The sequence below is a fragment of the Jatrophihabitans sp. genome, assembly GCA_036389035.1.
Taxonomy (GTDB): domain Bacteria; phylum Actinomycetota; class Actinomycetes; order Mycobacteriales; family Jatrophihabitantaceae; genus Jatrophihabitans_A.
In genome coordinates, this window is record DASVQQ010000009.1 from 109,107 (window position 1) to 121,602 (window position 12,496).

Here is a 12,496-nt window from a genome sequence, read left to right on the forward strand (position 1 = left end):
GTGGAGGCTCTTGAGCTGCTGCTGCGAGGCCTGACGCCACAGGTCTTCAACGCGGTCCTTCGCAAGTACGGTGACTTCGACCTGTGCGAGGACGCCGTTCAGGAGGCCATGTTGGCAGCGGCTGTCCAGTGGCCTCACGAAGGCGTCCCGCGCAACCCGAAGGCGTGGCTGATCACCGCGGCCTCGCGGCGTCGCATCGACCTCTGGCGCAGTGAGCAAGCGCGCCGGGAGCGCGAGGATGCCGCCGCGGTCGTCTCGGCGCCGGAGCTGGAGTCGGCGGCCGGCGTCGATGACACCCTGACCCTGTACCTGCTCTGCTGCCACCCGTCCCTGACGGAGGCTTCACAGATCGCGCTGACCCTGCGGGCTGTCGGGGGCCTGACCACCTCTGAAATCGCCAGTGCCTTGCTCGTGAGCGAGTCAACCGTGAGTCAGCGCATCCTGCGAGCCAAAAGACGCATCAAAGACACCGGCGCGGAGTTCCTGCTGCCCACTCCCGAAGAGCGGCAGAGCCGGATGCCGGCCCTGTTGCGGGTGCTCTATCTGGTATTCAACGAAGGCTACGCAGCCAGTTCGGGCGGTTCGCTCATCCGCGTCGAACTGACCGCCGAAGCGATCCGGCTGGCCCGGCAACTGCACGAGCTCCTGCCCGAGGACGGCGAGGTGACTGGGCTGCTGGCGTTGATGCTGCTCACCGACGCCCGTCGCCCCGCCCGTACCCGCTCCGATGGCGCCATCGTGGCGCTAGCCGACCAGGATCGCACGCTGTGGAATCGCTGTGCGATCGAAGAGGGCATTGCCTTGCTCGAGCAGACCCTTCCCACCGCTGCCGTGGTCGGCCCCTACCAGTTGCAGGCGGCGATCGCGGCTGTGCACGCTCAGCCGGCCACCGCTGCCGATACCGACTGGCCGCAGATATTGGGGCTCTACGACCTGCTGCGCATGGTCGCTCCGGGGCCCATGGTGGAACTCAACCGGATCGTGGCAGTCGCGATGGTGCACGGGCCCGCCGCCGGCTTGCAAGAGCTTGACGTGGCCTCGGAAGACCCCGTTCTGCTTCGGCACTACCGCGGTCACGCTGTCCGGGCCCATCTGCTGGAAATGACCGGTGATTCAGAAACTGCCCGGCACTACTACCGCCTGGCTGCGCGCGGGACGCTGAGCCTTCCCGAGCAGCGCTATCTCGAATCTCGCGCGGCCCCGCCTTCGATGTAGAACGGCCGGCCTTCGATCCGGCGCTGCAGCACCGCACGCGCGAAGACGCATAGGACCTGCAAACGCCTGCACATTTAACCCTATACCCCGCCCTGCTGTGTTGAGGTGCCGAGTTGAGGAGTTATCAGTGCAGCCATACCAGGTAAATGTCACCGAGGACGCGTTGGAGGATCTGCGGTTCCGGCTTTCGCACATTCGCTGGCCGCAAGGACTGCCCGAAGCGGGCTGGGCCAGAGGGGTGCCCCAGGACTACCTCCGCGAGCTGGTGGACTACTGGAGGCACTCCTACGACTGGCGCCAGGCCGAGGCCGAGCTGAACCAGATCCCGCAGTTCACCACGACGATCGACGGCGCGAACGTCTACTTCATACACGTCCGCTCGCCCGAAGAGAACGCCGTACCGCTGCTGATCACCCACGGTTGGCCCGGCTCGGTAGTGGAATTCCTCGACGTGATCGGGCCATTGACCGATCCTCGCGCGCATGGGGGCGACCCGGCTGACGCGTTCCATCTCGTCATCCCCTCCATGCCAGGTTTCGGGCTGTCCGGCCCGGCCGGTGAGGGCGGCTGGGACACTGTCCGCGTCGCCCGTGCCTGGGCCGAGCTGATGAGCCGGCTCGGATATGACCGCTACATGGCACAGGCCGCCGACTTCGGCATCGGCGTCAACCTGGCCCTGGCCGCGATGGACCCTGAGCACCTGATCGCGCTGCACCTCAACGGCGTGCCGTCCATGCCGGCCACCGACGACCCTGCGGAGCTGGCCGACCTGAACGCCGACGAGCGGGCGCGGATGGATCACTTCGAGCGGTTCGTCCGCGACCTGTCCGGTTCCATGAAGTTGCAGTCCACCCGTCCGCACACCGTCGGCTACGGGCTGAACGACTCACCGGTGGCCCAGCTGGCCTGGATCGTGGAGAAGTTCAAGGACTGGACCGACTCGGAGAAGGCCCCTGAGGATGCCGTGACGAGGGACCGCATCCTCACGATCGTGATGTCCTACTGGCTGACCCAGACCGGCGCCTCTTCGGCCCAGTTCTACTACGAGATCGCCGAGTACCTGCCGGTGAACCTCAGGACCGGCCGCTATGACCCGATCAGCATGCCGCTGGGTGTCGCCGTCTTCCCGCACGCGCCGTTCCTTCCGGTGCGCCGCTTCCTCGAGCGCGATTTCCCGACCCTCGTCCACTGGTCGGAATTCGATCGGGGCGGGAACTTCGCCGCTCTCGAGGAGCCCGACCTCTACATCGAGGAGGTTCGGAAGTTCCGGCGGACGATCGAGCGGCCCGGGACGTGACCCGGACCGAACCGGTCAACGAACCGCAGGTCGCAGTCGAGGACTTCCGGACGCTCGGGCGCCGGCTGAGCAACTGGGGACGCTGGGGGGAGCAGGACGAGCGGGGCACCGTAAACCTGATCACCGGTGAGCGGCTGGCTGCCGCCGCGCAGTTAGTGCGCAGGGGCAGGGTGTTCCCTCTCGGCATCCCGCTGGATGAGAACGGGCCGCAGAGCGGCATGCGCGGCAACCCGATCCATCTGATGTCCGAGACCGGCGCCGAGCAGGTGTTCCCGGGCGGGTTCCGCTATGCCGACGACTACATCTTCATGCCCCTGCAAAGCTCCAGCCAGTGGGACGCGCTGGCCCACGTCTACTACGACGACCGCATGTACAACGGCTTTCCCGCCGGCGACACCACCGTCAAGGGCGCTGTTCGCTGTTCGATCGACAAGCAGGCGGCTGGCATCGCCGGCCGCGGCGTGCTGCTCGACATCGCTGCGCTGAAGGGCGTCGACTGGCTCGAGGCCGGAACGGTCATCACTCCGGAAGACCTCGACGCGGCCTGCCAGGCGCAGGGCGTGACGGTGCTGCCGGGTGACATCCTGCTGTTCCGCACAGGGTGGCGGCGCAAGTTCGTCCAGGAGGGCGACGCCGCTGCGTTCATGGCCGGCGAGCCGGGCCTGGGCCAGCGTTGCTGCGAATGGTTGCACGAGCGCGATGTCGCCGCCGTCGGTTCGGACAACTGGGCGATCGAGGTGCTGCCCGGCGAATCACCGGACGCCCTGCTCACCGTCCACATGGTCCTCATCCGGGACATGGGGATGTCGTTGTGCGAAATCCTCGACCTGGACGAGCTTGCCGAGGACTGCCATACCGACGGCTGCTGGGAGTTCCTGTTCGTCGCGCCGCCGCTTCCCATCAGCCGGGCAGTCGGTTCCCCCGTCAATCCCCTTGCAATCAAGTAGGAGTTACGAACATGACTGAGCAGGCCCTTGATCAGAAAGCTGAACCACCGATCCACACCGTCACCTCGAGCGACGGGACGATGATCGCCTACGACCGCGTCGGACAGGGCCCTCCCGTGGTGATCGTGAGCGGTGGCCTGAATCAGCGGGTCATGTTCGAAACACTGGTGGACCTGCTTACCGACAAGTTCACCGTTATCAACTACGACCGGCGCGACCGTGGCGACAGCGCTCGCATTGATCCCGAAAAGTACTCGCTGGAACTGGAGATCGACGATCTCGCCGCAGTCATCGCCGAGTCCAGCGAGCTGCCCTACGTGATTGCCAACTGCACCGGGAGCATCATAGCTCTCTTCGCCGCTGCCCGGGGCGTGCCGATGGCCAAGCTCGTGATTTACGAGCCACCCTACGGAGAGAGCGAGGAGGGCAGGCCGGATACCACGCCCGAGTACCTGGCGCGGCTCAAGGCACTGCTCGCCGCCGAGCGCTACGACGACGCGGTTCTGCTGTTTCTGAAAGAGGCCGTGGGACACTCCGACGATTTCGTGAGGCGTTTCCGGAGTCACCCGGCATGGCCGATGTTCAACGGACTGGCCCGCACCATTCCCTACGATCACGAGATTCTCGGCGATGGACCGGTGCCCACCGACATTATGAACAAGGTGTCGGTCCCCACCCTGGTGATGCAGGGCGGGTTGAGTCCGCAGTGGCAGCGCAACGCATGCGCTGTCGTAGCCGACTGCATTCCTGATGGACAGCTGGTGACCATCGAGGGAGCCAGTCACGTCATGCCACTGGCTGAGGTCGCCGACCCGATAATTCAATACTTCACCACCTAAACACCTCACGGACCAAGCGGGGCACTCCGGCGTACGGAGTGCCCCGCTTCGCACGTTCCAGGCTGAGCGAGTGTGCCAGAGCAGGAATGCCCTTGCTGTCACTGAGCACAGCAACGCCCGCTCGGCCGTGGCCGAGCGGGCGTGTTCGCGCTGACGGGCGAGGCTATGACAGCCGGCTAGGGGGCGTAGCGGTCGTGGCCGGTGCTCATACTGTCGGAGAGTGCTTCTCGACCCGCTCGATGATCTCGGGCTCCATCAGCGACGTGAGCGGGCGCTTGAGGCCGGCCACGTGCAAGAAGGCGTCGGTGAGCACCGGGTCCTGGGTGGCGGCGACCGTCAGCTTGCCGATGAACTCGTTGCCCATCAGCACCTCGGGGCTGCGCTCGCCCGGCACCTCCGGGAAGTCGAGGTCACCGCTCGTCGAGATCATCCACGGGTCGTCGACGATCGCGGCGAGCTCGGTCCGCAGCGCCGCCGAGTCGGGATGGGCGCCGGCCGACAGGTGCTCGCGCAGTGCCATGACCTCGATCGTGGCGACCATCATTCCCTGCCCGTACACCGGGTTGAAGCTGCACAGCGCGTCACCGAGGACGAAGAGGCGATCCGGGAACCGCGCCATGGACTCGTAGTGACGCCGGACGCTGGCGGGGAAGCCGAACGACACGGCGTCGGTCATGGGCTCGGCGTCGTGGACCGCGTCATAGACCTCGGACACCGGCAGCGACTTTACGTAGTCCAGGAAGCCCTCGCTGTCGGTCGGTGGCTTGTCGCCCAGGATGCCAGTGAGCGACAGGATGCAGGTGTCCGGCGCGACCCGGCCGAAGAACGCGCCTCGCGGGTGTGCCGGCGAAGCGACCGGGTTGACCGACTGGGTGTCTTCCAGCATGCCGGGCCGGTGGTGGAACAGCCGCGTCGTGTAGGTCAGGCCGATGTTCATCCGCTCCTCGGGCGGGCGCTCGTAGCCGAGCTGCTCCAGCCACACCGGGGTACGTGACCCACGGCCGGTGGTGTCGATGACCAGGTCGGCCTCCAGCTCCGACTCCTCACCCGAGGCGCCCACCGGGCTGATCCGCACCCCGCTGATGCGGGCGCCGTCCTCGGAGGCCAGCAGGCTGAGAACCTCGGTCTTCTCGCGGTAGATCACGTTCGGCAGGGCGGCGACCTTGGCGCGCAGGATGCCTTCGATGATCGGCCGCTGGGCGCCGATGGACCTCAGCCCGGTGGTGGTCCGCTGCAGGAGCTGGGCGTTGAAGTACCAGCGCATGTGGCCGAGGTCCGGCTGCGGGATCCCGTGCTTGTCCAGGTCCGCGGGCAGGTCCGGGAACAGCTCCATCACGTTGTCATAGCCGCGGCTGTGGAAGGCGTGGGCGTGCGCGGCGTGCGGAACGCCCTTGCGCAACGAGTAGACGTCGAGCACCGTGTCACGGTCCACCACGACGACCTCGCGGTAGAACTCCGACAGCACCCGCGCTGCCAGCGTTCCGACGATGCTGCCTCCGAGCACCACGGCCCGGTTTCCTACGTACTGAGTCACGGGAGTCTCCTCAAGGTCTTGGCGACCGAGTTCGGTTTCGGTTGGGTGGTTTCTCAACTGCGCTTGCTCCGGCCTGCGTCCTCGTCGACGCAGCCGCGGGGGCCAGGCCCGCATCAGCGGTTGCGGTTGGCGCGGACGGTGCGCAGGACGCCGAGCATGAGGCTGGGCCGCATCAGCGCTTCGGGACGGTCGATCAGGCCGGCCACCCGGAAGAAGGCCGCGGTGAACCTGCCGTCGAACTGGGCAGCCGTGTGCAGCTTGGAGATGTAGGCGTTGCCCATCCGGCCCTTCAAAGTGCGCTTGCCCTGAACGCCCGAGAAGGCCAGGTCACCGCCGGCGGAGATGTCCCACGGCACGTCCACGATCGGCTTGAGTTCCTTCAAGAAGCTGAGCGGCCGCGCCGGTCCCTGCTCGAGGTGCTTGGCCAGCGCCACCGCCTCCATGGCCGCGACCGTCATGCCCTGGCCGTAGACCGGGTTGAACGCGCACACCCCGTCGCCGATGACCAGGAACCCGTCCGGGAAGCGGGTGAGCTGGTCATAGCGTCGCCGGACGCTGGCGGGCACGTGAAAGGTGACCGCGTCGTCGACCGGCACCGAGTCCTTGACGGTCTGGTAGATCTCCTTGGCGTCCAGGGACTTGGCGTACTGCAGGAATCCCTCGTCGTCACGAGGCGGTTGATCACCGAGCAGGCCGGTCAGCGACAGCATCGCGGTGTCCTCGTCGAGGCGGGCGAAGAACGCGCCCCGCGGGTTGCCCGGGTGGGCCACCGAGTTGATCGACAGGTCCGTGCCGTACGGATCGGTGCCCAGCTTGAACAACCGGGTGGTGTAGGCCAGGTCGATCTTGACCTTCTCCTCGACCGGACGCTCGTAGCCCATCTCCTCCAGCCAGGCCGGGCTGCGGCTGCCCCGTCCGGTGGCGTCGACCACCAGGTCGGCGGTCAGCACCTCGGGCTCGGAGTCGGAGGCCACTCCGGTGACGCGCACACCGGTCACCCGGCTGTGGTCGGCGGTGCGCTCCAGGCCGTTGACCACCGTGAGATTGCGCAGTTCGACATTGGGTATCGAGGTGACCCGCTGGCGCACGTACCCTTCCAGTTGCGGCCTGGTAGCCGACACGCTGAGCAGACCGGAATCCTTCTGCTTCAGCCGCGCGCCGTTGAAGTACCAGCGCAGGTTGCCGGCCAGGTCGCAGCTCAGCACGCCGTTGTCGGTGAGTTCCTGTTGCAGGCCGGGAAACAGCTCTTCCAGAATCTGCTGACCGCGAGCCAGCAAGGCATGCGCGTGCCTGCCCTGAGGCACGCCCTTGCGCGCCTCGCCGATCTCGGCGATCGGGTCGCGTTCGATGACGAGGACCTGCCGGTAGCGGTCGGAGAGCACTCGCGCGGTCAGCAGGCCGGCCATGCCAGCGCCCAGAACGATTGCGCGTTCACCCAGGACTAGGCTCATTGTTGGATTTTCCTTTCGAGACCGGCGAACTGTGGTCATGCCGCTTGACGAGCGGCGGTCATGATGGCTGGGTGGCAACTGGCCGCCCGTCGCGCACGCGCGACACTGCGCCGGCACCCGAGTTAGGGCGCGGGTCGTACTGGCAGGCGGCAAGCAGCACTGATCTACCCTTGCACCGGTTGGGCGTTTCCAACTCTCCTCACCTGCCGCATTTGGCCGCGAACCGCTGTTCGCCGTCGGGCGCACTCGAATTGGCTGCGCGCCACGCGGCCGGCAAGTGAGGTACGTCGAGGTGTCCGCCCGGACGGCGATGGCTGATGGCTCGTCGGACGGCAGCCACTGTGGTGCGGCAGAGGCATGCCCAGCGCCCTGGCGGCTCCGGTGCGACGGGTGCGACGGGGCGGCGGGTGTGGCGATGAGTTCCACCAGGCGGAGCTGAGCCGGGCGCAGCTGGGCCAGATCAGTGACCTGATGGCCTCGCCCGCCACCGGCTCGGATGCGGTGCTGTGGGCCACGGGGCGCACCCTGGAAGCCGCCGACCAACTTCTGCAGGCCTACCCCGCCGGGCGGTCACCGCCGCGACGACGGCTGCCATCCGCGCGCCGGCGAACGGGCACCCCGGTCCGCGGGCTCCCAGCGGGACCGGACTGAATCCGGCTCAAAAATCTGTTCGAACATGACGAACGCCGCAGTCCCGGCGGGAGCTGCGGCGTTCGGCAAGCTTCGGTGAGTTACACCTCGGCAGGGGTGTTGGTGTTTCCCTCGAGTAGCGAGCGAACTTCTGACTCACGGTAGCGGCGGTGGCCGCCAAGCGTGCGAATCGAGGTAAGCTTGCCAGCCTTCGCCCAACGAGTAACCGTTTTGGGGTCCACTCGGAAGAGCGTCGCCACCTCTGACGGAGTCAGCAGCGGCTCAGACTCTGTACGTTGACGAGGATTGGTCATTGACCCTCGCCCCCTTCCTGGATATTTATAACGCGCATCCCGTTGCGACGTCCTAGGAAGTATGCACCAGTTTCCGATGCAACTTCTTGTCTGCACGCTGTGAAGTTTGACTCCTTAGATTACGATTTCGCATCGAAGCGCTATAAACCTGTATTTCTTACACAGTTGGTGATCACAGAAACACGGCGGGTTAGCGAGCTCCTGCTCGGGCCACCTGCAACGTGCTCAACACCACATGCGACACCCGCTGAGAGCATCTTCCGGGTGGTGTGTGAGCTGGCCGATCTGCGATGTACTCTCGGACCTACGAATTGATACTCATTCCCGGCGCGGACTTCCCTAGCGACTCCGCCCGGATGACCGTGCGAGCGAGGGGGTCGAGCCATGGGGCGCGGCCGTGCTAAGGCAAAGCAGCAAAAAGTGGCGCGGGAGCTGAAGTACAACTCCCAGAGCACTGATTTCACTGCACTCCAGCGGGAGCTCGGCCATCCGGCCGATCCCGGCTACTCCGAGGCAGGCTCGGACGGCGATCCCTACGCCGACGACGGCATCGAAGACGAGCAGAGCTGGGTGCGCGGTCCCCGCTAGCTCCGGCTTCTCCTAGAAGCTGCTGGCCGCGTAGTCGCCGGTCAGCCGAACCCGGCCCTGGCCGGGGCCGGCGGCGGTGACCTCACCGAGACGCCAGGCGGTCAGCCCGTGGGCTGCCAGCAGCTCCAGCGCGGCTTCGGCGTACCCGGCTGACACCACTGCCACCATCCCGACGCCGAGATTGAAGGCCGGTTCCAGCTCGGCACGCTCGATCGCGCCCGCCCGGGCGAGCACCTGAAAGATCGGCAACGGTGACCAGGTGGCCCGGTCGACCTGGGCGCTCAGACCGGCGGGCAGCACCCGCTCCAGGTTCGCGGCCAGGCCGCCACCGGTGATGTGGGAGAACGCGTGCACCCCGGCCAGGCCGCCGTCGGCGATCAGCCGCAGGCAGTCCTGGGCATAGATCCTGGTGGGCGTCAGCAGCTCCTCGCCCAGGCTGCGTCCGGCGAGCTCGGCAGGCTTGTCCGACAGCGCCAGCCCCGCGCCGGCCAGCACATGCCGGACCAGCGAGTAGCCGTTGGAGTGCACACCCGAGGAGCCGATGGCGATCAGCACATCGCCGGCCAGCACCCGGTCCGGGCCCAGCACCGCGTCGGCGTTGACCACGCCGGTGCCGGCGCCGGAGATGTCGTAGTCATCAGGACCCATCACCCCGGGGTGCTCGGCGGTCTCGCCGCCCACCAGGGCACAGCCGGCTTGCACGCAGCCTTCGGCGATGCCGGCCACGATCTGGGCGATCTTCTCCGGGATCACCTTGCCGGTGGCGATGTAGTCGGTCATGAACAGCGGCTCGGCGCCGACCACCACCAGGTCATCGATCACCATCGCGACCAGGTCGATGCCGATGGTGTCGTGCCGGTCCAGTTGTTGGGCCAGCACCAGCTTGGTGCCCACCCCATCGGTCGAGGTGGCCAGGACCGGCTGGGGATAGCGGGCGAGGTCGAGCTGGAAGAGCCCGGCGAAGCCTCCCAGGCCGCCCAGCACCTCGGGACGGGCCGTCCGCCGGACCGAGGCCTTCATCAGCTCGACGGCCCGGTCACCGGCCTCGATGTCGACGCCGGCGCTTGCATAAGAAAGCCGGGCGGGACGGGCGGGGTCTGAGCCGACGAGGTCTGACGCGGTGGAGTCGGGGGCGCTCGACTGGCTCACGTCAGGCGCAGCGACTCGGCGCCGGCGAAGCCTTCGACCCGATCGGGCTCCCGGCCAGCCGTTGCCGAGCCGTTGCCGTTGGCATGCGCCGGGTCGTGACCCTGCGCCGGGCCGTTGACCGCCCGGCCGATCCCCTCCAGGACGTGCTTGCCGACCACCTGGGGCAGCGGGATCGGGTAGTTGCCGTCGAAGCAGGCCCGGCACAACCGGGTCTTGGGCTGCTCGGTGGCCGCGACCATGCCCTCTGAGGACAGGAAGCCCAGCGAGTCCGCGCCCAGCGAGGCCCGGATGCCGTTGACGTCCAGCCCGCTGGCGATCAGCTCGGCGCGGGTGGCGAAGTCGATGCCGTAGAAGCACGGCCACTTGATCGGCGGCGAGGCGATCCGGACGTGCACCTCGACCGCGCCGGCCTCACGCAGCATCCGCACCACCGCGCGCTGGGTGTTGCCGCGCACGATTGAGTCGTCCACCACCACCAGCCGCTTGCCGCGGATGACGTCGCGCAACGGGTTGAGCTTCAACCGGATGCCGAGCTGCCGGATGGTCTGGGAGGGCTGGATGAACGTCCGGCCGACGTAGGCGTTCTTGACCAACCCCACGCCGTACGGGATTCCGGAGGCCTCGGCGTAGCCGATCGCGGCGGGGGTGCCCGACTCCGGGGTCGGCATCACCAGGTCGGCCTCGACCGGGTGCTCCTTGGCCAGCCGACGGCCGATCTCGAGCCGGGTCGAGTGCACCGACCGACCGGCGATGGTGGTGTCCGGACGGGCCAGGTAGACGTACTCGAAGACGCAACCCTTGGGGTCGGGGTTGGCGAAGCGCTGCGAGCGCAGGCCGTCCTCATCGATCGCGATCAGCTCGCCGGGCTCGACCTCGCGGACGAAGGAGGCTCCGACGATGTCCAGCGCGGCGGACTCGCTGGTGACCACCCAGCCCCGGTCGAGCCGGCCCAGCGACAGCGGCCGGACGCCCTGGGGGTCGCGGGCGGCGTAGAGGGTGTGCTCGTCCATGAAGACCAGCGAGAAGGCGCCCTTGATGATGGGCAGCACCCGCATCGCGGCCTCTTCGACCGAGAGGTCCGGATGGGCGCCCAGCAGCTCGGTCATCAGGTCCGAGTCGGTGGTGGCCTCCAGCTGCGAGCCCCGGTCACGGCCGCCGTTGCCGCTGGCGGCCTCGTGCAGCTCGGCGGTGTTGACCAGGTTGCCGTTGTGCGCCAGGGCCAGGCCGGTGCCGGCCTTGGTGGTGCGGAACACCGGCTGGGCGTTCTCCCAGTTGGAGGAGCCGGTGGTGGAGTAGCGAGTGTGGCCCAGGGCGATGTGACCCTTAAGGGTCGCCAGCGTCGCCTCGTCGAAGACCTGGGAGACCAGGCCCAGATCCTTGTAGACCAGGATCGAGGAACCGTCGCTCACCGCGATCCCGGCGGCCTCCTGGCCCCGGTGCTGCAGGGCGTACATGCCGAAGTACGCGAGTTTGGAGACCTCTTCGCCGGGTGCCCAGACACCGAAGACGCCGCACTGGTCCTGCGGTCCTTGGTCGTGGGGGTCGAGCTCATGGGTCAGCTTGCCGTCTCCGCGCGCCACGCACACAGTCTAAGGGGTGGCCACCGGTGCTCGCGCACCGAACGGCCGAGCAACGCCGCAGCTATTTGGACGGGCTTGAACCCGTTCGGAGGGCTGGCCCGGGTGTGACGGCTAGACCGGTTCGAGAGCGGCGTGCGGCTGCGCCGGCAGCTCCACGGTGACCGGATCCGCCGGGCTGATCGCACCGCCGTGCACCACTACTCCCATGACGCCGACTTTGCGCACCAGCCGGCCGTCCTCAGCCTTGATGAGGACGGCTTTGAGCAGGCCTGGCTGGAACCGGTCGATCTGGACGCAGGGGTTGCGCAGGCCGGTGACCTCGACCACCGCCTCGGGACCAATCCGCAGCAGCGTGCCGGTGGGCAGGGTGAGCAGGTCCAGCCCGCGGGTGGTGATGTTCTCACCGAGCTGTCCGGGCTCGACCTCGAAGCCCTGCTCGGCCAGCTCGTCGAACAGCTCGGCATGCATCAGGTGCACCTGGCGCAGGTTGGGCAGGGTCTTGTTCCAACGTGCCCGGGAGCGGTGCTTGACGGTGGCCCCGGCGTGCGCATCGCCTTCCACCCCGTGGCCTGCGATGAGAGTGATCTGGTCGACGGGCGCCTTGCTGAAGCGGTGCCGGCCATCGAGGCTGACTGCGACCACCGACGGCTGCTCGCTGCTCACTCCGACAGTCTGCCAGCCTGGCGAACCCGCCTCTATCCGCCCTTGCGCCATCCGCGATGGTAGGCGTCGACGGCAGCGTCGAGTGCGCCCTCAGGAACTCGCCACCGCCGGTCCACGAGGTCATGGCGACGAAGCAGCGCCTGTACCGAGCGAACCTGCCCGAACAGACCGCCTGTACGGCGTGCGACCAGCGCTCGGCCATCGCTCGTGAGCGCAAAGCACGTGCCGCTCACTGTCATCAGCCCTGATGCCTCGAGCCGCCCGACACCTTGGCTGACTTCATCGGCGG

The 12,496-nt window shown here is 67.5% G+C and carries 13 protein-coding genes; 6 read left to right on the forward strand and 7 right to left on the reverse strand.

The window, feature by feature from the left end; all coding sequences use genetic code 11:
* From VF557_06695 to VF557_06710, 4 genes are all read left to right on the forward strand, one after another.
* A complete protein-coding gene (locus tag VF557_06695; protein ID HEX8079881.1) occupies positions 1-1,215 on the forward strand; it encodes a sigma-70 family RNA polymerase sigma factor in 1,215 nt (404 codons plus the stop codon).
* 127 nt (positions 1,216-1,342) lie between these two features.
* The gene (locus tag VF557_06700) at positions 1,343-2,512 is read left to right on the forward strand and encodes an epoxide hydrolase (protein ID HEX8079882.1); all 1,170 of its coding nucleotides are present in this window, start codon (positions 1,343-1,345) and stop codon (positions 2,510-2,512) included.
* Positions 2,509-3,459: a cyclase family protein gene (locus tag VF557_06705; GenBank protein ID HEX8079883.1), complete on the forward strand. Its 951-nt coding sequence runs from the start codon at positions 2,509-2,511 to the stop codon at positions 3,457-3,459. The genes VF557_06700 and VF557_06705 overlap by 4 nt, the downstream gene beginning before the upstream one ends.
* Before the next feature lie 11 nt (positions 3,460-3,470).
* Positions 3,471-4,298, forward strand: a complete 828-nt coding sequence (locus tag VF557_06710; GenBank protein HEX8079884.1) for an alpha/beta hydrolase — start codon at positions 3,471-3,473, stop codon at positions 4,296-4,298.
* A 205-nt stretch (positions 4,299-4,503) separates the two neighbouring features.
* On the opposite strand, the gene VF557_06715 is transcribed toward VF557_06710, so the two are convergent.
* Together VF557_06715 and VF557_06720 are read right to left on the reverse strand one after the other, a co-directional pair.
* Positions 4,504-5,832, reverse strand: coding sequence for an FAD-dependent monooxygenase (locus VF557_06715; protein ID HEX8079885.1), 1,329 nt, complete (start codon positions 5,830-5,832; stop codon positions 4,504-4,506).
* Positions 5,833-5,945: 113 nt separating this feature from the next.
* Positions 5,946-7,283, reverse strand: a complete 1,338-nt coding sequence (locus tag VF557_06720; GenBank protein ID HEX8079886.1) for an FAD-dependent oxidoreductase — start codon at positions 7,281-7,283, stop codon at positions 5,946-5,948.
* Positions 7,284-7,640: 357 nt separating this feature from the next.
* On the opposite strand from VF557_06720, the gene VF557_06725 reads away from it, so the two are divergent.
* On the forward strand, positions 7,641-7,934 hold the full coding sequence (locus VF557_06725; protein ID HEX8079887.1) for a hypothetical protein: 294 nt from the start codon (positions 7,641-7,643) through the stop codon (positions 7,932-7,934).
* A gap of 80 nt (positions 7,935-8,014) precedes the next feature.
* Here the strand turns inward: VF557_06725 and VF557_06730 are convergent, their stop codons facing one another.
* Entirely contained in the window at positions 8,015-8,227 is a 213-nt protein-coding gene (locus VF557_06730) for a BldC family transcriptional regulator (GenBank protein ID HEX8079888.1), read from the reverse strand.
* Between the two features lie 384 nt (positions 8,228-8,611).
* On the opposite strand from VF557_06730, the gene VF557_06735 reads away from it, so the two are divergent.
* Positions 8,612-8,815 carry a DUF3073 domain-containing protein gene (locus tag VF557_06735; protein ID HEX8079889.1) on the forward strand — a complete coding sequence of 68 codons (204 nt, stop codon included), beginning with the start codon at positions 8,612-8,614 and terminating at the stop codon, positions 8,813-8,815.
* Positions 8,816-8,827: 12 nt separating this feature from the next.
* On the opposite strand, the gene purM is transcribed toward VF557_06735, so the two are convergent.
* The 4 genes from purM to VF557_06755 all read right to left on the reverse strand — a co-directional run.
* Entirely contained in the window at positions 8,828-9,964 is a 1,137-nt protein-coding gene (purM, locus tag VF557_06740; protein HEX8079890.1) for a phosphoribosylformylglycinamidine cyclo-ligase, read from the reverse strand.
* Entirely contained in the window at positions 9,961-11,544 is a 1,584-nt protein-coding gene (gene purF, locus VF557_06745) for an amidophosphoribosyltransferase (GenBank protein ID HEX8079891.1), read from the reverse strand. Before purF ends, purM begins: the two co-directional genes overlap by 4 nt.
* Positions 11,545-11,655: 111 nt before the next feature.
* Positions 11,656-12,207 (reverse strand): MOSC domain-containing protein, encoded by a 552-nt coding sequence (locus VF557_06750; GenBank protein HEX8079892.1) that lies wholly within the window; start codon positions 12,205-12,207, stop codon positions 11,656-11,658.
* Between the two features lie 32 nt (positions 12,208-12,239).
* On the reverse strand, positions 12,240-12,496 hold a 257-nt coding region (locus VF557_06755; GenBank protein ID HEX8079893.1), incomplete at its 5' end, for a hypothetical protein.

What these genes read in the sequence shown, in the direction of transcription:
- VF557_06710 (HEX8079884.1), top strand. Translation starts at nt 3,471, where the DNA reads ATGACTGAGCAGGCCCTTGATCAGAAAGCTGAACCACCGATCCACACC.
- VF557_06720 (HEX8079886.1), bottom strand. Translation starts at nt 7,283, where the DNA reads ATGAGCCTAGTCCTGGGTGAACGCGCAATCGTTCTGGGCGCTGGCATG.
- VF557_06725 (HEX8079887.1), top strand. Translation starts at nt 7,641, where the DNA reads ATGCCCAGCGCCCTGGCGGCTCCGGTGCGACGGGTGCGACGGGGCGGC.
- VF557_06730 (HEX8079888.1), bottom strand. Translation starts at nt 8,227, where the DNA reads ATGACCAATCCTCGTCAACGTACAGAGTCTGAGCCGCTGCTGACTCCG.
- VF557_06735 (HEX8079889.1), top strand. Translation starts at nt 8,612, where the DNA reads ATGGGGCGCGGCCGTGCTAAGGCAAAGCAGCAAAAAGTGGCGCGGGAG.